The organism is Leclercia sp. GLN_9 (assembly GCF_043105735.1).
Lineage (GTDB): Bacteria > Pseudomonadota > Gammaproteobacteria > Enterobacterales > Enterobacteriaceae > Enterobacter > Enterobacter adecarboxylatus.
This window is the reverse complement of record NZ_JBICLV010000004.1, coordinates 456516-477142: the sequence shown is the minus strand read 5'-3', so window position 1 is coordinate 477142 and position 20627 is coordinate 456516. Positions and strand designations below refer to the sequence as shown.

At 54.7% G+C, this 20627-nt stretch carries 13 protein-coding genes and 2 pseudogenes; 8 read left to right on the top strand and 7 right to left on the bottom strand.

Going from position 1 to position 20627, the window contains the following annotated elements; genetic code table 11:
* The first annotated feature begins 21 nt into the window (after positions 1 to 21).
* The gene (locus ACF8PE_RS02365) at positions 22 to 2235 is read left to right on the top strand and encodes a tail fiber domain-containing protein (protein WP_392494476.1); all 2214 of its coding nucleotides are present in this window, start codon (positions 22 to 24) and stop codon (positions 2233 to 2235) included.
* A gap of 54 nt (positions 2236 to 2289) precedes the next feature.
* Here the strand turns inward: ACF8PE_RS02365 and ACF8PE_RS02360 are convergent, their stop codons facing one another.
* Positions 2290 to 3039 carry an acyltransferase gene (locus tag ACF8PE_RS02360; protein WP_392494474.1) on the bottom strand — a complete coding sequence of 250 codons (750 nt, stop codon included), beginning with the start codon at positions 3037 to 3039 and terminating at the stop codon, positions 2290 to 2292.
* Between the two features lie 187 nt (positions 3040 to 3226).
* The gene (locus ACF8PE_RS02355) at positions 3227 to 4120 is read right to left on the bottom strand and encodes a CatB-related O-acetyltransferase (protein WP_392494472.1); all 894 of its coding nucleotides are present in this window, start codon (positions 4118 to 4120) and stop codon (positions 3227 to 3229) included.
* A 304-nt stretch (positions 4121 to 4424) separates the two neighbouring features.
* On the opposite strand from ACF8PE_RS02355, the gene ACF8PE_RS02350 reads away from it, so the two are divergent.
* The 3 genes and pseudogenes from ACF8PE_RS02350 to ACF8PE_RS02340 all read left to right on the top strand — a co-directional run.
* A complete protein-coding gene (locus ACF8PE_RS02350) occupies positions 4425 to 4664 on the top strand; it encodes a hypothetical protein (protein ID WP_392494470.1) in 240 nt (79 codons plus the stop codon).
* Positions 4664 to 4981, top strand: coding sequence for a hypothetical protein (locus tag ACF8PE_RS02345; RefSeq protein ID WP_103822538.1), 318 nt, complete (start codon positions 4664 to 4666; stop codon positions 4979 to 4981). The genes ACF8PE_RS02350 and ACF8PE_RS02345 overlap by 1 nt, the downstream gene beginning before the upstream one ends.
* 580 nt (positions 4982 to 5561) lie before the next feature.
* Positions 5562 to 5732 (top strand): annotated as a pseudogene (locus ACF8PE_RS02340) (isocitrate/isopropylmalate family dehydrogenase); the annotation flags it as partial.
* A gap of 230 nt (positions 5733 to 5962) precedes the next feature.
* Here ACF8PE_RS02340 and ACF8PE_RS02335 read toward each other — a convergent pair.
* The 5 genes and pseudogenes from ACF8PE_RS02335 to ACF8PE_RS02315 form a co-directional block, all read right to left on the bottom strand.
* Positions 5963 to 6100 carry a hypothetical protein gene (locus ACF8PE_RS02335; RefSeq protein WP_262364790.1) on the bottom strand — a complete coding sequence of 46 codons (138 nt, stop codon included), beginning with the start codon at positions 6098 to 6100 and terminating at the stop codon, positions 5963 to 5965.
* A 14-nt stretch (positions 6101 to 6114) separates the two neighbouring features.
* A complete protein-coding gene (locus ACF8PE_RS02330; RefSeq protein WP_392494467.1) occupies positions 6115 to 6396 on the bottom strand; it encodes a hypothetical protein in 282 nt (93 codons plus the stop codon).
* Between the two features lie 55 nt (positions 6397 to 6451).
* A complete protein-coding gene (locus ACF8PE_RS02325; protein WP_151583995.1) occupies positions 6452 to 6652 on the bottom strand; it encodes a glycogen synthesis protein GlgS in 201 nt (66 codons plus the stop codon).
* Positions 6653 to 7077: 425 nt separating this feature from the next.
* A complete protein-coding gene (locus ACF8PE_RS02320) occupies positions 7078 to 7416 on the bottom strand; it encodes a hypothetical protein (RefSeq protein WP_150870564.1) in 339 nt (112 codons plus the stop codon).
* A pseudogene (locus ACF8PE_RS02315) lies at positions 7400 to 7681 on the bottom strand (arsenical efflux pump membrane protein ArsB); the annotation flags it as partial. The pseudogene ACF8PE_RS02315 and the gene ACF8PE_RS02320, both read right to left, overlap by 17 nt.
* 574 nt (positions 7682 to 8255) lie before the next feature.
* Between ACF8PE_RS02315 and ACF8PE_RS02310 the strand changes: the two are divergent.
* From ACF8PE_RS02310 to ACF8PE_RS02295, 4 genes are read left to right on the top strand one after another with little or no spacing between them, the layout of a single operon-like run.
* Entirely contained in the window at positions 8256 to 9443 is a 1188-nt protein-coding gene (locus ACF8PE_RS02310; RefSeq protein ID WP_191153183.1) for a TolC family protein, read from the top strand.
* Positions 9443 to 11179 carry a peptidase domain-containing ABC transporter gene (locus ACF8PE_RS02305; RefSeq protein WP_392494465.1) on the top strand — a complete coding sequence of 579 codons (1737 nt, stop codon included), beginning with the start codon at positions 9443 to 9445 and terminating at the stop codon, positions 11177 to 11179. Before ACF8PE_RS02310 ends, ACF8PE_RS02305 begins: the two co-directional genes overlap by 1 nt.
* A complete protein-coding gene (locus ACF8PE_RS02300) occupies positions 11106 to 17831 on the top strand; it encodes a cadherin domain-containing protein (protein WP_392494463.1) in 6726 nt (2241 codons plus the stop codon). Before ACF8PE_RS02305 ends, ACF8PE_RS02300 begins: the two co-directional genes overlap by 74 nt.
* A complete protein-coding gene (locus ACF8PE_RS02295; protein ID WP_392494461.1) occupies positions 17828 to 20518 on the top strand; it encodes a sulfotransferase in 2691 nt (896 codons plus the stop codon). Before ACF8PE_RS02300 ends, ACF8PE_RS02295 begins: the two co-directional genes overlap by 4 nt.
* Positions 20519 to 20627: the final 109 nt, after the last annotated feature.

Sequence of the window (20627 nt, the reverse complement as noted above, 5' to 3'; positions counted from 1 at the left end):
TTTTTTATGCCCGGAGCGAGCATGACCAAATACGCCACTAAAAACCCGCTGGGGTCGATGGATCCGAAGGACTTTTTCGATAACGCCCAGAACTTTGACATCGCTGCAAATGACATCACAAAAGCATTCTGGGTAGATCGGTTCGGAAGAAGCAGACAATCGCTCTTTGGAATGGAGCAGCGTTTTAATCTTTTTATTCAGAATTCAGGCTATAAAGTCATCGGTGACTATACAGCGGGCCCGCTCACTATAACCGAATATAACCAGGTAATTAGATATGAGGGTGAGCTCTGGAAAATCACCGCTTCGACCAATATTCCTTTCACTACTACCGGGAATGATGCTGCGTCATGGTCAAACGATTCTGCGCATTTCGTAAGTATCGGAGACGGCACGCTTCGACAGGAGTTGCTGCGTAAGCGGGTTTATGCAGTGGATTTCGGTAATGTTCCTGATGGTACAGATCCCAATAAGGAAACATCAACCATTCAGTCCGCCATTGATTATGTTTATGCAAATGGTGGTGGAGTAGTCGATCTAGGGCCATTTCATTGGAAAGTTAATGCATCAACACTCAACGAAACTTATGATAACTTTGGCGTAGCGGTAAGCTCAGACACGGGTTGTATAATCCTTCGCAAAGGCGTGTCACTTGTTGGGCAATATGGCAAAACAAAGATATCGTCAGATAACCCAGAACTAACGATTATTTACTTAGTCGCCCCTGATGGAAACATCATAAGTGGTTTCGAACTTTCAGGAGCGTGGTCAGAAGGGAAAACTGGTTCTGGGCATGGTATTTTTCAGTTAGGAACACAAGGCGGCACTGATATCTCCTGTCGGCGCACTATTTTTGAATATCTTTATATTCATAATGTGGCTTCTTACGGGATTGGACTTCAAAACGGAAATCCTGAAGATTGCCATATTAGCTATGTTAGCACTGATACAACCGGTGCCGATGGCTTAGATCTTAAGGCGCGTGATGATATAGCAATCCCACCAGTAGCAAACACAGTTAGCAATGTATGGGTTAAACGTTATAACTTGCGTCTGGATGGGTCTGCTGGGTTAGATATCCGTGGAGTCTGGCAAGCCAGTAATATTACTGTTACTGATTTCGGAGGCGATACCACTAAGACTTATATTGGCATCCGTTTTCGAACCAAACCTGTTGCTACGGATCCATATAATAAAGCGGCAGCTAAATCAACGCTCACTGGTTTTAATATCACCCCGACAACAGGTGCAGCGGCCCTGCTTATTAATGGCATTGAGTGCGGTTCTGACGATGTGCACATTAGTAATGGCACAACTGAGGGGTGTCATGTCGGAGTGGTACATAGCGGCAACGCCGTGGGGTCAGCGCAGCGATGCACTGTGATGGGTGTAACCTCTATCAATGCGAAGCAGTACGGATTTAGAAACGCTGTTGGTTGTGACGACATTAAGTACGTTGGGTGTGTAGATATTGGATCGGCAACTTCAGGCTTTAGACCTGAGGGCACAAATTGCACCATGGTCGGCAATACAGGTTCTTTATCTGTCGGGACATCCGCGCTGCCTACATTTCTTCAGGTTGGTGGTCGGCATGGTGCAAGTTACGTTAATCTTGAGCGTCAAAACGATACGTCGGTATCTGTAACAGCAAAAGGGGCGGTTGCCGATATAACTCTACGCTTGTCTGTAAAGGGTGCGGGTTTTGTAGGAGTGAATGCTGACGTAAGGCCTGACACGGCAAACACAAAGTATCTTGGTTCAGGGTCATTGCCATGGGCCGGCGGATTTACACAGACCGCATTTACTGTCACCTCAGGTGCTAAATTCAAAACTGAACCGCTTGAAATAACAGATGACATGCTTGACGCTGTGGAAGAATGTCCACCAATTCAATATCAGTTACTGGACAGGGTGGCGATTAAGGGCGCTGATAACGCCCGCTGGCACTTTGGTACGATTGCTGAAAGACTGGAGGAGGCCTTTAGCCGTCACGGACTTGATGTAAGGCGTTATGCTTTCTTCTGCGAAGATCATGTTCCATACAGCGCTGCTGTTATCGATGAGGAAACGGGTGATGTATTAGAGCCGGAGCAAAAGGAGGAGATCCGGTTAGGCGTTCGCTATGAAGAACTGCTGATGCTTGAAGCGGCGTTGTTACGACGCAATAATAATCGCCTGAAAGTGAAAATGGATGAATTACTGGTTAGGGTCGAATCTCTGGAAACTAAAGCATAGAATAAATAAAGCCCCTTTTTGTGAGGGGCTTGCATCACATTTTACAACAATATATTAGCGGTATGTTTCTGGTATATCTTCATAAGAACCGGTGCGAGACCACACAATTCCTGTATTAACTGTTCTCGCCGGGATGCCAACATTGATAGTATTTGGCTCAATATCCTTTGTGACCACTGCTTCTTGGCCGATGACAGAGCCGTGATGTACTTTCACACCTTTGCTGAGCCTGACGCCACTGCCAATCCAAACATGATCGCCAACAACCACATCACCTGGATTATTTAAATGCTCTTTGGTTTCTTTATTATAAATTCCGTGACCATCAGCTGTGCGAACAACAACGCCTGACGAAATCATGCAGTCCTTGCCTACAGCCATTACGCGGGAGTGAGTTACAAGAGCCATACCGCTCTCCCACGTAGATTCTGCACCTAGCAAGAAAACACAATCATCACCTTCGAGCCGGATATCAACTCTGCGTGGTCGAGCAAAAGGCCCTATCACAACAAGATTCCGCTTACCTTTTACAGTGATTTTCGCCCCATGAATTTGCGCATTGTCGCATGCGACAACAATAGAACCCTCTCCATCCACTGAACAACTGCCACCGTCCATAGTAAAGCGGGCGGTATGGTGGGCAATGATAGCACCGCCATTTGCGACGTTAGTTTTATAGGTATGGCGAACAATAGGTGCTATGTCCTTTACCCCATCAACTATGTCAGGGAACCCAAAATCCTTGATAACGTCAGAGAATACTGATGAACGAAGTGATAGAGCTTCTTTTAGATTAAATTGCATAAAATATGTCCTGCCGCGCAGAGGTAGTATGATTTTAAGAAGCCATTTTACACAACAGTGCGGCCCCATAAACTGTTTACTGTCGATTTCTTGGGCTTCTATGACTGAAAAATCTCAGGTTTTGGATGCTAAGGTAAGCTGTGCTTATCCTGCAATCACTCGTGTAAACATAGAATTTCCTATTACACTATTTAAAACGGTTTATAAAGTCATCAATATCAGAAAGAAGATATTTTATTCTTTCATCTATAATATCATCACTCCAATCCCACCATTTTATTTTCAATAAAGCATCTATCGTATTGGAGCTATGCCTCATGCGCAATAACTTAGCAGGTGAACCGCCAACGATAGAATAAGGTTCGACATTTTTTGTAACCACGCTATTCGCCGCAACTACTGCACCATCTCCAATGGTTACGCCAGACATTATTGTTGCATTGCTACCTATCCAAACATCATTTCCAATGATAATATCACCATTGGTGTGATGGTCTGATATATTATCTCTAATCGCTCCTGGCCAGTATTTTTTTAACGACGTAAATGGATAGGTGGTGGCTGTATTTATATTGTGGTTGCCAAGTATTATATTTATTCCTGATGCTAACGAGCAAAATTTCCCTATTTCTAAATGGGCCATGCCTGCTTCAAAAATTTTGGGGATACCATATGTATGATCTCCCACCTCCCATTTATATTTGGCAATTAAAGATTTTAAGGCATTTTTTGTATTTGCTGGATATTCGCCAAGGCTCTCTCTAGAGAAATCTATCTCCTGAATTTTATGTTTTATATTTAAGTTAGGGCGAAGCAGGAAATCTCCGACAAAAGTAAGCTTGCCATCCTCCAAAAAAGGTTTGCTGAATTCTGTGCTGACCCTGCCGTCTTTTGTAAGAAAAGACAAAACACCGTTTACCATCATCCATGAATATTCATTATCATTTGAATGTCCATAAATAGAACCGTCATCAAGAAGGCGAATAGGGGATACCATATAACTACCATCAATACGGGATAGTTGAAAATGTAATGATGATATGTTTGAAATCAAGATTTCATCAGTCCTGGAATGATGCATTTTTAATCCGTGAGGGTGGAATTTACCGTTATCGAAAGTGCCATGTTAATGCATTGAGGGAGAAGTTAGAAGCCCAGGTTCGGAGTCAGGATAATGATACTATCAATACGGCATCGCAATTTAAAAAATATTGACAAGAGCAAAATATCAACAATTGCGCACAAATAATATCTACATAAGTAGCTGATATAAAAGGTCATTATTTGTGTGATATGAATTTTATCTGTCTGATGCAGTAATTGCCATTGCCATTTGCGATGCTTAAAACTACTGTATATAAAAACAGTAAAAGGGAGTGCAGATCATGCCCCGCAAATCAGACATTCACAGCGCATTTGTCGCTGCAATACAGCTAAATCCTAAGGGATACCAGTGTTTACGCACGGATGACTTCATCCGTGAGTTGCGCGCCAGAAACTGGCATTTCACGCCGGACGATGCCAACGACTGGATAGAGCGTTATCAGGAGTTCTTCGTCGACAAGACGCCGGATGACAGCCAGAACCGGCTCTGGATGATGAGAAACATGGGGAGGGTGATCTGATGGGATTCGTATCGCCAGCAACAGACTATGTAGAGCGCAGGCTCTGCCCTGAAACCATTTGCGGAATTGGCATCGACAGCAGAATCCTTGAGACGTCATCCGGGTTTGCGGTGATCGAGCCGGTCACCCGACTTGTGCAGGGGCAGGTTCTGCTGATCCTTAGTGGCGGTCAGACGCAATTTGCTCGGTTTCTGGGAAAAGCATTAATCACAGAGGACGGCGAGGCGATAGAAGGCGACGCAGCGGAAGAGGTCGAAGTGATGGGCAGGGTGACATTCTTCATCAACAGCACAGATGCGGATGATAGGCCGGTGTAAAAAGCCCATAAAAAAGCCCGCATCAGCGGGCTTCTTATCACTCGGGAGCCGCGGCTCCTTTGCGTATCCTTTTTTGTCCCCTCACCGTCTGGTCGGTGTCCTGCTGAGACTGCTAACTTCCTGTTATTGCTGGTGATGTCCTATCACCGTCCAATCATGATTGGTGGAGCTGGCGGGAGTTGAACCCGCCGCCACTGTGTTGATCCTGAAATGACTACTGGAAGAAACCTTCCCATTCGTCAACCTAACCTTGAACCACCTGGTGCATGCTGGCGCGACCGTATGTGAAAGAAGCAAAGTCTGGTTGCTGATGCATGTAGGCCTGGAAAAGAAGGCCTTTAGCTGGGTTGCTTTCGTGCCGCCCATCCCATTGGAGGTAGAGGTCCCTACATCTGATTTTGGTTTCTTCTTTAGTCATATTGAAAATCCTTGCTACGCCTGGAAAGTGACGAAAATCGGTTATCAAAACTGAGAAAAGGTTACGACAAAACATGACGTTAGGAAATCGTTGAAAGCATGAGAATTCTTTGAGTTTTATAAAGAATTTCTTTTGATATCAATGAGCAATCCGCTTTCCTGAGAACTACTGCTGCGTCACATGGAATGGTTCGAAGCCGCAGACCTGATCGTTAAAGGTATGGAAGGCGCAATTAACGCCAAAACCGTAACTTACGATTTCGAACGTCTGATGGAAGGCGCTAAACTGCTGAAATGTTCAGAGTTTGGTGACGCGATCATCGCGAACATGTAATCCGGTTTTCAGGTTATGTAAAAACGGGAGCCGGTTGGCTCCCGTTTTTTATTAACTGACCCTGACCCGCTGAGCAACGCAGGTCTTTATTGTTAGCCGTGAAAAATAAAAAGATAACATTCGCTTTATTGAGGGAAGGGGATTAGGCTTCCCCTGTGGTGAATCCCCCTAAGCGGTGGGGCGACTAGTCAGAGCAGGTGAATGACGCGGCTCTGTGGTCTGGCGCAGAGTCACCGGGAGGCACCCGGCACCATGATTTCATCCAACCCGCTATTTTCCTGAGAACGATACTGGCTACCGTGACCGGAGCGGGCACGGATCCAGATTTCGTCATCTGACAATGTCGTTTCGATGAGTTCAATGGGCACTCCCGCGTCATTGATCACCGCGACCCGGTAACCATCAATTGGCTCGTAAGGGCCAGAATAATCTCTTCCCCTTCAATGACCGGAGACAGGCTGTTTACCTTAAAAGCGACGTGCGGTACGGTTTTCAAAAGAGGGTGAATGGGAGAGTCATGCGTGAAGCGATGCCATTGAACCCTGAATTTACCCGGGTTGTCAGCGGTATACATTCCTGCTTTTTCACTGAATGAGCCTTCAGGGGTTCCATCCTGTAGTGGGATGCCGAAATGATGAAACGCGTAGTGAATGCCTGCTTTCATAAGTAACGACTTCGAATTAAATGCCGGGTAGCTGTCACCACCCGGCCTGGGTTTATTACTGTAATTCCTTGTTTTTTAGCTGTTCAACGTAAAAGTCATAACGGTTAAGGAACCACAGCCGGCAATCCTCATCCATATTGCCGGTTATTGCATCCGTGCACAGATGTCGGCCGTGCAAATGCATCCGGGCAAAGCTACTGGCTAAAAAATCTAAATCCCGGGAAGACACGACACCCTTCTCACCTACTAACTGCATACATTCCTCCTCTGTTAGTGAAACAAAAAGAAAAATGTGTCTATTACAAGTATGGCTCAAAAAAAGGGCCGCGCTATCATTCCGCATTCAGAAAAATGCTCAAAATCAACACCAGACCGGCCTGTAAGCGCATAGGCAATCGGGGCAGGAGGGCTATCCGCTGCCTTGTTATCGCGTCCGCTTAAATGCAGGATGGGCTTATCCTGTCGCTGCCGCGCCTGTTCCTCGCGGATTATCGAGGTTTGCTGCCACAGTGGCGGCCTAACAGGATACGAGATTATGCTTTGCAGCGGTGGACCTGATCGTTGCTATTTTTATAGATTACGAAGAAGTAGCGTTTGATGGGAGCAAGGCGCGTCTGACGCTTAAGAAAAGACAACATCAACGTGACTCGCAAAAACTCACCGCCTTCGGGCGGTTTTTTATTACTTTTTGGCTGGTTTTGTCATCACTCTGCCTGCCATAAGATTAGTAACAACCAGAACGGGAATAGCAAGAAGCCAAGGGAGACGTGAACCATTCATATAATCTGCACTAATTTCGTTTACAAGCGCGATGGTGCCATAAATGTTAATGAAGATAAACCAGCCCAATATAAGGTTTCTCATAACCATCATCTTTAACTTACTAATTGTGTGGATAATATCTTCTTGAGTAAGCATAAAAGCAAGAGTCTTAGCATAGGTAGACGCATCGTGATGGTTTTTGCGGATAACGTTTAAAGCTGCGCTGGAAAGGCTAAAACTCAGCATCACGCGAGCCATAATCCACAAGGTATAGGCCCAGCGAAAAATAATGATCTACTATGGCGCAACGTGCAGGACGCCCCCGGTATTGATTGATGGTATGACCACGTTTTGCCATAGCAAACAGCACTGCTGCGCTAGTCGCCGTTATCGCGCTGACCGCGGGACAACGGTGCCAGACATTTAGTGGTAACAGGACAATCCATCCCGCCCTGAAGGCTGCCGGCGTTTTTATCGCCCTGGCTAACATCTTTAGCAGCGCAACGCCAAATGTCGTAGGCATACATTGTGGCTTTGCTATAAATCCTCCCTTCTCAGAAGCAACGGCACTCTCTCGCCTGACTGGATGAACGACACCTCCCTCTGCCACTTTCAGGTAGCGAAATATAATCCCCTGCTTTAACGGATATTCTGCACACAAAGTTTTCCTTGTCCTGCGGGTATTTGTATTAAAGGAAGTTATCTTCTTAATTACCCCTGATTTACAGCTTTTATTACGCGATTACACATATTGACACGAATGTTGCCGATCGGTAATTATTACGTAAAGCAATAAGGTTATTCTTATTTATTGCTCGTTATTCCGGCCGTGCCATTTATCAAATCATTGTTATGTCGGGATAACCTGAGAAAAATCATGATCGGTGGGCCTTTTAATCTTTCTTACATAAAGGGCTCTTCAGACGATGAGGATTCTTCCTGGTCGACACGGTTGTCGCATTCTTCCTGCAATCATACTTTCTTTGCCCTTTGTCATTTCTGTGACCATGGCTCAGGCGAGGGCGTCTTCGTCTCCCTCGCACTCTATTTCTGACAACACCTCGCCGGGCGGTTTGTTTGCCGCGCTGCGGAGCACGATGCTCCATCATCCCGGTCTTGCCAGTCAGCAGGCGCTTGTGCGTTCCAAAGAGGCCAATGCCGACAGTGCCCGCGCGGCGCGTTTGCCCACGCTTGGGGCCAGCGCAGGGACGGGGCAAATTTCGGGTTACAATGATTCCACTTCGACCACCTTAAGCGTATCGCAACCGTTATGGGCTTTTGGGCGTATCGACAGCGCGATTGACTACGCCGATGATGACACCCTTGCTCAACAAGCCACGGCCTGGGCTACACGTCGTGAATTGCTGGAAGAGACCGCAGTGGCCTACGCAAATGTGCAGGGGGTTCGCGAGCGTCTTGCGGTTGCTGAATCGAACGTAAATAACCATCAGGCATTGCAGGAGCAGATCCAGCGCCGCGCGCAGGGTGGACTGGCCTCTTCGGCCGATGTCAGCCTGGCGAAGGCCCGGTTGTTACAGGCGCGTTCCTCGCTCGAACAGGCCAAATCGGACCTGCTTACCGCCGAATCCACGCTGTTATCCCTGACTCAGGAGCCGATCGCAAGCGATCTGCCGGTGCCTGGCAACATCCTCCAGCTACCTGCCGATCAGGCGATACAGGAACAAGTTCTTGCGCAGAGTGCGACCGTGCGTGCCCGCGAAGCGGGGGTTACGCTTGCCGAAACTGATGTAGAACGTCAGCGCACCTCATCGCTGCCGACCGTCTCCCTGCAGGCCTCCCGCAACGACTACTCAGGCATCCCCAACCAGAGAAATAACAATACGATCAATATTGTGGTGACCGGCACTATGGAAGGGCTGGGGCTGGTGAACCGTGGTCTTCAGAACGCGGCGCTGGAACGCGTGGAGTCCGCACGACAGGATCTGGCCCAACAACGCCACAGCGAAGACATTCAGACGCGCCAGTTGCTTGATCAGCGTGATGCTAACCAGACGTTGCTGGTGGGTTATGAGCAGTCTGTTGTCGAACTCAGCGACACGCTGGCATCGTTCCGTCGTCAGTACGAGTCGGGCTACAAAAGCTGGCTGGACGTTCTCAACGCTGTGCGCGAATTAACCGAACAACAACAAGCGCTGGTATCGGTACGATCGGCATGGCGGGTCGACAGCTTACGACTGGCCGTGCGCACGGGACGTATGGACGATACCTCGGGCGCCCTGCCCACGGGCACACCACTAGCTAACACCTCTGCGAGCCATCCCTGATGATACCTGTTCCTCTCTCTGAATTACTGGCCTTGCTGGACAAGCTACGCGCCCCGGTGAATAAAGCGGCATTAACGCAGGCGTATGCGCGAGCGCAGACCGTGACTCCGTTGACAGATCGTCCACAGGATCATGTGCGCAAGATATTGTCAGACGCGGGAATGAAAGATGTCCGGCTGGCATTACTTCCCTGGCGGCGTTTTGATCCACGCCATCTACCGGCACTGATGTGGCACGAACAGACATGGTGGCTGGCCGAACGCTATAGCGAGGAAGGGAAAACCGATACCCTCACGCTAACGCGGGAAGGTGTCGAACCCCGAACGCTGACGGTAGACGACCTTGTGACCGGTGCGCCGGGTACGGCTGCGGATGACGAAACGGCGGTGCTCTGGTTCAGCCTGGCCTCACACGTCCAGTCAGAGAATCTCTCTGATAGCGAAAACCCGGCTATGCGCCTGGTCTGGCGAGAGCTGCTGCGCGACCGCCGCTGGGTGTCCCGGGTCGTCGCCGCCACGCTGCTGGTAAACATTCTGGCCATTCCCACCTCGCTCTTCGCCATGCAGGTTTACGATCGCGTGGTTCCCACGCTGGCCTGGGCAACACTGACCACGCTGGTTGTGGGGATGGTGCTGGTGGTGGGGCTGGACTGGCTGCTCAAAACACTGCGTGCCCGCGTCATGGACAGCGTTGCCAGCAGTGTGGATAAACGGCTTTCCCAGCATGTCTATGAACACCTGCTGCACCTGCAACTCGACCAGCAGCCCGGCAGTCTGGGCACGCTGGCCGCCCAGGTGGGGGCGCTGGATTCGGTACGGCAGGTTGTCTCTGCCGGTCTGGTCTTCGGTATCGTGGATCTGCCGTTTGCACTGCTGTTTATCGGGCTTATTGGTTTGATCGGTGGGCCTGTAGGCTGGGTTTACCTCGGGATGTTACCTGTCGCCCTGGCGATTGGCCTGTTCACCCGTCTGCGCTTACGCCGTCTCACGCGCCAACAGATGCTTCGCAGCAACGAACGTCTGGGCCTGTTAGTGGACAGTATTCGCGGGGCCGAGACGCTGCGCGCCAGTCATGCTGGCTGGCGTTTTGCACAAGACTGGCAGACGCTCAGTCATTCCATCTCTGGCTACAGCATTCAGCAAAAATCGCTCAGCCAGTTCTGCACTATTACCACCGGCAGTCTGGCAACACTGGCGTATGTCATGGGGATTGTTGTCGGGGTCTGGGGCGTCGAAGCCGGATATTTGACCACCGGCGGCATGGTAGCGTGCAGTATTCTGGGTGGCCGTGTCATCGGGCCGGTGAGTCAGGGTGTTCAGTACCTGATGCAGTGGCAGCAGGTCAGAGAAGCGCTGGATATGGTGAACAACCTCTTGCGTAAACCTACGGAGCGCCGTCCTGGGCAGACCCTGTTGTTACCCGATCACCTGCCAGAACATATCAGTGTGGAAAAGCTGCGCTTCGCCTTTCCGCAGTCTCCGGTACAACAACTCAATATTCCCGCACTCCACTTTCATGCCGGTGAACGCGTGCTGCTGTTAGGACCCGTTGGCGGCGGTAAATCGACGTTGTTGAAGGTCCTGGCCGGGCTGTATCGCCCCGGTGAAGGCCGCGTCCGTCTGGGCGATGTCGATTTGTGGGAGATCGATCCCCAGTTGGTCAGTGCTCAGGTCGGCTACCGATGCGGCCGGGAACCACAGCAGCCAGGCGGTCACGCTGGGGATCAACAACCTTGATGAAGTCGCGCCGACGATCACCAGCGGCACCACGGCCACGGCGATTAACGAGAACAGCGGGGCGGGCCAGGTGATCTACACCGCCACGGCCACCGACACGGCGGACATCAGCGGCGGGGTGACTTTCTCGCTCCAGCCGGGTAGCGATGCCGGGCTGACCATCGATCCGGTTACCGGCGCGGTCACCCTGACCGGCAACCCGGACTTTGAAAGTAAAGCCAGCTACAGCTTCACCGTGGTCGCCACCGATGCGGCGGGTAACCACAGCAGCCAGGCGGTCACGCTGGGAATTAACAACCTCGACGAGGTGGCTCCGACCATCACCAGCGGCACCATCGCCACGGCGATTAACGAGAACAGCGGGGCGGGTCAGGTGATCTACACCGCCACGGCCACCGACACCGCCGACATCAGCGGCGGGGTGACCTTCTCGCTGAAAGCGGGCAGCGATGCGGGCCTGACCATCAACCCGGTCACCGGCGCGGTCACCCTGACCGGCAACCCGGACTTTGAAAGTAAAGCCAGCTACAGCTTCACCGTGGTGGCCACCGATGCGGCGGGTAACCACAGCAGCCAGGCGGTCACGCTGGCTGTTAATAACCTCGACGAGGTGGCTCCGACCATCACCAGCGGCACCATCGCCACGGCGATCGACGAGAACAGCGGCGCAGGCCAGATCGTTTACACCGCGACGGCCACCGACAACGCCGACATCAGCGGCGGGGTGACCTTCTCGCTCCAGCCGGGCAGCGATGCGGGCCTGACCATCGATCCGGTTACCGGCGCGGTCACCCTGACCGGCAACCCGGACTTTGAGAACAAAGCCAGCTACAGCTTCACCGTGGTGGCTACCGATGCAGCGGGTAACCACAGCAGCCAGGCGGTCACGCTGGGAATTAACAACCTCGATGAAGTCGCGCCAACCATCACAAGCGGCACCACCGCCACGGCGATTAACGAGAACAGCGGGGCGGGCCAGATCGTTTACACCGCGACGGCCACCGACACCGCAGACATCAGCGGCGGGGTCACCTTCTCGCTCCAGCCGGGTAGCGATGCCGGGCTGACCATCGATCCGGTTACCGGCGCGGTCACCCTGACCGGCAACCCGGACTTTGAGAACAAAGCCAGCTACAGCTTCACCGTGGTGGCCACCGATGCGGCGGGTAACCACAGCAGCCAGGCGGTCACGCTGGGAATTAACAACTTCGATGAAGTGGCCCCCAGCTTCACTACCGGCAACAGCAGCGACAGCTATGCCAGTGCCACGGTGAACGTGGCCGAGAATACCGCCGCCAGCACCGCCATCTATACTGCGCAGGCTAATGATAATGACGCCGCCGACGGTGGCGAGCACGTCACTTACAGCCTGGCTGACGAAAATGGTGCCGCAGACGCCCAGTATTTCAGCATTGACGCTGTAACGGGGGCGGTCACCTTTAAGTCCAGCCCCGACTATGAAGGTGCCCACGCGCCTGCATACACCTTTGCAGTCGTCGCCACTGACGCAGCCGGTCACACAACCCGCCAGACCGTCACTGTCAATGTCACCGATGTGGACGAAATTGCCCCCACAGTCACACTCGATGGAAGCTCTACGGGGCCTGTGATGTTGAATACAGCGCCCCTCAACACGTATCTCAACGGTTATGACACTACCGCGCTGGGTGACGGCACCTTCCTGGTGACATGGGCAAGCAACAACAATGGCAACCTCGGGATCTATGCCCAGCGCCTTAGCGCGCAGGGTGTGGCGATGGGCGATCCGGTACAGCTCGCATCAGGCGCAACCTATACGGTCATGAGTTCTTCAGACAGTATCCTCAGCGTCACCGCCCTTAATGATGCAGGGGCTTACGCCGTGGCCTGGATCGGCAAGGACGGCACCAGCAGTTACAGCAGCATCTTTGCGCAATCGTTCAACGCTGACGGCACTCCACTATCCGCAGTCGCGCAACTTGATGGGGTTGCTTCTGCACATGACCTCGCCCCGCAAATCGCGACGCTTGCCGATGGCGGCTATATCGTGAGCTGGTCCATCAACAGCGGTGGCATTTACGTGCAGCGCTTTGACGACACTGGCGTTGCAGTAGGCAACACCGTGCCACTGGCTGTGTCCGGCTCTTCTGGCAACGCCAGCCCGCAGGTCACCGTGCTGGACAACGGCAGCTATGTGGTAACCTGGCAGGGCTATACCACCGGCGACTATCACATCTACGTGCAGCAGTTCGACGCCACAGGCAACGGCACCACGCCTGTGATGCTGGACGCTACGACGGGAACCAGTAATAGCTACGAAAACCTGCCACAAATCACGGCGCTGGCTAACGGCGGCTATGTCGTCACCTGGTCCGGCTATAACTACAGCGGTTCGAACTACAACAACAGCACCTATGTGCAGCAGTTCGATGGCACAGGCTCCAGGGTCGGCGGCATTGTCGTACTGGACGGCTCAAGCAACGCCAATAACGGTGGCAGCTATACCTATCCGTATGTCGCAGCCCTGGCCGACGGCGGCTACGCCATCACCTGGATGGAATACGACAACACCAACGGCTACTACAATTACAAGGTTTATGTACAACAGTTCTCTGCTGGCGGCAGCAAAGTGGGCGCTACCGTGCAACTGGACGCACCGCACAACAGTACGAGTAACGACCGTGATCAATTCCCGCGCATCACGGCGCTGGGGGATGGTGGCTACGCCGTCACCTGGATGAGTATTGGCAGCTCGAATTGGGACATCTATGTGCAGAAATTCAATGCCAGCGGTGTCGCGGTAGGCGATATGGTGCGACTGGAAGCTTCCGGCGGTGCGAGTGACCTCTATCCACAGGTCACTGCCGTCGGTGCAGACGGTGAATACATGGTGACATGGTACGGTTACAGCCCTGGCAGCGGCGTTTCTGGTTACCACCTCTACGTGCAGAAATTTAATGCTGACGGCAGCACTTACGACAACCTGGTCGTACTGAACCATGACGGCCAGGCCACCGTGCAAAGCACCGAAACCGGCACCGTCTATCTGGTCAACGACAATGTCGTGGTCAGTCAGCTCAGCGACATTACTGGCGCCGCCAGCGACCAGTGGGCCAGCACGGCCGTGATCGCAAATACCAGTGCAACGATCTCCGCTGCCAACCTTGCTGACGGCACCTATCACGCCTGGGCTGTCGATGCGGCAGGCAATCTTTCTGTCATTTCCGGCCGCAGCGTGGTGGTGGATAACACCGTGCCTGTCTTTACCAGCGCGACCACAGCCGCCGACATTACCGACAGCACCGTCGCTGGCGATACCGTGTATACCGCTGCCGCCACCGACGCGCACGGCGTCACCTACAGCCTGAACGACACCCAGCACTTCCGCATCAACGCCAGCACCGGCGTGGTGACACTGATTTCCAGCCCGGACCAGGCCAGCGGTGCGCAATTCATTGTCACCGCCACCGATGCCGCCGGCAATCAGACCACGCAGACCGTCACTTACAACGTCGTCGATACCACGCCGCCGGGCGTCATGCTCGTCAGCGACGCGGACGGCGTGGAGAACAGCGGTGAGATGGTCATCGTACAGAGCTCCGAGGCGGGCACGGTATACCTGGTCAGTGACAGCGTGACGGTGACGGATCTGAACAGCCTCACCAATGCTGCCGACAACCTGGTGAACAGCGTTGCCGTCGCGGCTAACGTCGGCACCGTGCTGGCCCTGAGCGGCCTGGCCGAAGGGACTTACCACGCGTATGCCGTGGATGCGTCCGGCAATGTCTCCGCTATCTCCGGCAGTAGCGTGACAGTGGATAACACTGCGCCCGTCATCTCCGGTGGCGCAACGGCTAACGGCACCAGCCTCACCAGCGGCGCAGCGGCAGGCACTCAGGTGTACGACGCCAATGCCAGCGACGCCCACGCCATCACCTACAGCCTGGACCAGGACAGCCTCGCCTGGTTCGACATTAATGCCGCCACCGGTGTCGTCACGCTGAACAGCGCCGCCGTCGCCGGCAGCTATAACCTGGTCGTGACCGCCACCGATGCGGCGGGCAACCACAGCAGCCAGACCGTTACCGTTGAGGTCGCGCCAGGCAACAACCTTGATGGCATCCCGATGGTCTCGGGCAGCACCACTGACACCTCCACCGAGATGACTGTCAACGTCGGCCTGGAGAAGCTGAGTAACGGTTACACGGTCGTCGAGTACATGCGGCAGACCGGCGGTGACTATATCACCTGGGATCCGACCGGCGCGCTGTACGACGGCGTCGTCAGGGTGCTGGACGCAAGCAACAACGTCGTCAAGACCCTGGACATCAGCATTCCCGCTGGCTACACCATGCTGGATACGCAGATCAAGGCGCTGGCTAACGGCGGCTTCGTCGTGGCCTGGTCGCAGGTGGATGCCCTTAGCTGGACTGACTTTAGCGTCCACTACGCGATCTACGACAACAGCGGTAACCTGCAATCCAGCGACACGCTGGCGTCGCCAGGCTCCGGCGTCACCATTGCGGCGCAAAGCAGCGCGAATGGCGGTGATTTCGCGATCGCCTACCAGACGATTGGCCACGGGACCGACCAGCAGGAGGCCATCTCGGTCTTCCACTACAACGGCAGCGGATCCAGCTTTACACCGGGAACGCAGACCCTGATTGGCGGCAATGACGCGAGTCAAAACTTCGGCGGCGTTGCCAGCCCGGCCGTCCAGTTGATGAAATTCCAACTGACGCCAGGTGTGTTGACGGCGCTGAGCGATGGCAGCTATGTGCTGGCCTCCGAGGTCTACGACTGGATTGGCACGCCGGGTCAGTCGGCGACAACCACGCCTATCGGTGCCTTCATCTTCAAGCTCGACGCCAGCGGCACGCTGACCAGTTTCGACAGCGGCACCACCTGGCAGCGCGTTAACTGGAATGACGAGCAGGGCTCGCCGACTAACGTCATTGCTTTCGACGGTGGTTTTGCCGTCTTTAGCCAGGAATACCGCACCGCGGCCTGGGAGGTCACGCTTTACAACAACAACGGCACGCTGATCACCACCAACATACAGAGCAACACTGTCCATAACATGGGGACCCAGAGCTATCACGCCGTGGACGTTGGCGCGATGGACAAAACGCTCCATGACGAGCTGGCGTGGATCGGCAATGGCTCTGTGGCGGCATCGGCCACGGCCTACGACAACGGCACCGATCTGGTGTTTGTGTTCCCTGACGGTAACGGCGGCTTGAGCCAGGTCACTATCTCCAAAACCACCGGCGAGCTGACCAGTGACGTGACCGACACCGGTATCACGGTGCCTCAGGGCGGGCAGTTGTATAACCCGCGGATCGTTTCCGATGGCGCAGGCGGCTATGACATCACCTATTCTGTGCTGTTTGATGCCGACACCAGCGATGGCAGCAAGAGCGGCTACGCAGTGGGCGGTATCTACCAGATCGGCCTGAATGCCGGTCCTGCTCCGGTGTTACCGACAGTGACCGATGCCCACATCGCCATCACCTCTACGCCAGGTGGTGCAGATGGCATGACCTACAAGGTCGGCGACACCGTCACCGCCGTGTGGGACAACTCGGCCAGCGGCGACGCCAATACCAGCGCCGTGACCAGCGTTACCATGGATTTCAGCCAGTTTGGCGGCAGCACCTCGGCGACGGCTTACGATGACGGCACCCACGGCGATGCCATCGCAGGTGACGGTAAATTTACCGCTCAATACACTGTCACCGCCGGTGCCCTTGACCATGTAGCCGGTCGCAACGTCGCCGTCACGGTCACTGCGGCGAATCACACGTCTACCACGACGGCGGACAGCACCGGCCTGACGGTCGACAGCACTGCGCCTGTACTCACCAGCAGTACGCCGCAGGACAATGGCGGCAGCATTGCCACGGGCGCTAACCTGACGCTGACCTTCAGCGAAGATGTGCTGGCCGGCAGCGGCCATATCACCCTCGTTAATGAGAGCGACAGTAGTCAGAACAAAGTCATCGACATCACCGACAGTTCGCAGGTCAGCATCAGCGGCAACACGGTGACCATCGACCCGACAACGGACCTGGCGGCAGGCGCAAACTACCACGTCCAGATCGACAGCACTGCGCTGCACGACACGGCGGGCAATGACTATGCCGGTATCAGTTCGTCTACGGGGCTGAATTTCACGACCGTTTCCGCCTCGACCGCGGATCCGTCCATCGTGGTGTTCGACCTGACAACGGGCCAAAGCTCCGATCACAACGGGCGCGTCTTTGATGCCAATACCGCGTACACCATCTATATCCGGGTCAACAGCGATTCCCATTCGCTGGTTGGGCTGGATAGCAATGAGATGTGGTCGGGCGCGCAGAATCTTGGCATAGACGACAAGATTGTGCTGGTGGGCACGGGCAGCGAAGTTAAGGGTGACTTTGGCAACGCAGTGTCGGGGATGCGCGGTGGGAATTCCATTAATTGGCTGGCGGGATCCTCTATTTCGTTTTCCTCTTATAACGTCGCAGGCGTTGACGCAAGCGGCAAATTCTATCGGGATGGTAATAACGTGGATCTCTGGAACGGCTCCTGGGCCGCGAACCCGAATCAGGACAACGGGTTTGCTCAGGCGTATCTGCAGGCGATGCCTGCTGGCGTCCTCACCTCGCAAGGGCTGGCGATGCCATGACAGGTTCTCTGACGTTGCTACGCCGTCTGGAGGAAATGCAGCAATTCGACGCGCTGCATGAAGCTTGTTATAGCCTGCCGGTGATTTCACCGGCAGAACAGGTGCTGCTGGCCCTGGCCCAGGCCCATCTGGGCCAGCCAGAGACGGCCCGCCAGACGCTGATGGCGCTGCATCCGGCTACACTGGAGGTCGACGCCCGCGTCGACCTGGCTGCCGTACACCTGCGGCTTGGGGAATGTGACGCGGCACAGGCGTTGCTGGAAGCCACCCGCCCAGAGGCACCCGACCACGCGCTTCTGCTGGCGCGTCTGGCGGCCTGTTATGTGCAGCATCAACGGGGGGAGGAGGCCATCCCCCTGTATGAATGCAGCCTGCGCCTGCAACCCCGTATCGCCGTCTATCAGCCACTGCTGCGCCTCTACCTGCAAAGTGAGGCGTTGCCGCAGGCCGAGGAGACGCTGGCTGCCGCTGACCTCTTCTGGGCAGGCGAAAGGGAGCACTGGCCCGCATCGCAGGCGGCTTTGCATGACCAGCAGCTGCGCGGCCTGCGTCTGGAACTGTGGCTGGCCCGTGATGACTTCGTCAGCGCTGACGCCTGGCTGGACGCACGCCATGCTGAGCTGGCGGAGGACGATTATTGCGGCCTGCTGACCGGTTATGCTCAGCGTCTGGCCGAGCGCGGACGCCATGCCCAGGCCGAGGATGCGCTGCGCCGTGGTCTGTGGCATTACCCGGACCATACGGATCTGTACCAACAGCATGCTGAACTGGCGGAGTTACAGGGGCGCCTGCCTCAGGCCTTGGCGTTGCTGAACCGTGCCCTTCATCTGGCCGGACAACAGCAAAAAATGACGCTTCCGTTGCGCCTGAAGCTGGCCAGCCTCGCTACTCAGGGTTATCCGGCGCTGGCACGTAAGATGGCCGAACAGGCTATCGAGGAGGCCGGGGCGCTGACGCCATCACCTGAGATGGACGCGGCGCAGATCGGCCAGTGGTTGGCGCAGGCGCAAGTGGCACTCGCCGGGGTGGATGCACAGGAGCAACACTACACCGACGCGGAGGCGCGATACGTCGACATCCTGCAAGCCCATCCGCACCTGGTGCCCGCGCTACAGGGGCTGGGGCAGTTATATATGCAACTGGGGCGCATCGACGAGGCTGTCGCGCTGTTCGGGCAGGTTTTGGCTGTCGACCCGGCACGTGGTCATGCAGCATTGATCAATGCCCGACGTTTTCCGCAAGACGTAGAGACGTTGATTCGCCTGGAAACCCTGGCGCGACAACCTGGCCTGTTCGGCCCGGTGCAGCCTGGATTGCTGCTGCAACTTGCGGCAGCCTGGGAAAAGCGCAAGGACTACACCAAAGCCTTCACCCTGGCAAACGAAGCCAATGCCGCTAGCCGCGCACTGCTACGCTACGACCCGGTTGCACACCGGCAAGGCAGCGCGCGTATCCGCCATGCTTTCAGCCGTTCGCTCTACGAGCACCGACGCAGCATCGGCAATGATTCAACGCTGCCCGTGTTTGTACTGGGTATGCCGCGTTCCGGTACCACCCTGGTCGAACAGATCCTGGCGGGACACAGCCAAATCCACGGCGCGGGAGAACTGGGGGTGATCCCCAGTACGATCGCCCGGCTGGAACGCTGGGAGCGTCATACCGGGTCAGGACGCCATTACCCGGACTGTGTGGACGATCTGACTGCGGATGACGTCGCGGGTATCACCGCCAGCCTGCTCAAGGAACTGCAGGAAACCTTGCCAGAAAACGCGGCCGAGATCCGGCATGTGGTGGATAAGCTACCGCACAATTTCGAGAACATTGGTCTTATCAAACTGCTGTTCCCGAACGCGAGGATAATCTCAGTGCGACGTGATCCGCGCGATATCGCTATCTCCAACTACTTTACCGACTACGCGGCCAGACACGGTGGGATGGGCTTCGCCTATGACCTGCAGTGGATCGGTGAACAGTTGGCCGACCACAACCTGATGATGCACCACTGGAACCAGCTGTTCCCGGGCGACATTCTCGAGGTGCGCTATGAGGACGTGGTCTCTGAGCCGGAGCGAGAGGCGCGTCGTATGCTGGATTATGTGGGGGTGCAATGGGAACCGCAGGTGCTCGATACCTCTGAACTGGACAGGCCGGTCAAGACAGCCAGTGTCTGGCAAGTGCGTCAGCCTATCTATCAGACGGCGCGTGAACGCTGGCGGCGTTACGCGGACTTTCTGGCGCCGCTGATCGCGGGAACGAATGCGAAGATCGTGCATGAGCCTGTTGAGATGGTGAGCCTGCCAGTGCCGGGTATGCAGAGCGAGGGTATAGCGCGCTATCGTCAGGGGAAGCTTGATGAAGCCGAGATGCTCTTTAAACGCCTGCTGCACCACGTGCCCGAACACGCTACCGCGCAGTTTATGGTGGGCCTGATATACGTGCGTAAAGGGCATCTGGCTGAGGGTATTGTGCACATGGAAAAGGGATACGAGGCATGCCCGTGGAATCTCAACTGGCGACGCGATCTGGCGCAGGCATACGAATTAGCGGAGCAGCCGGAAAAAGCACAGACGTTAAGGGCGGGCCACGTCGGTACGGATGACAGCGTGGTGAGCGCAATGGATATTGACCAGGATGATGCTCTTCCTCTGGGCTTTTCCATTCGCACCTCCGCGACGGCACCGTATTAATGAGCATCGGGATTCGCAGTCAGGGGTGCCCGCCACGCCCCTAAAGGTAGGGCAGGGACGATCACTGCGAACAGGTAATCCGGTTTCCGGGTTAGACTAAAACGGGAGC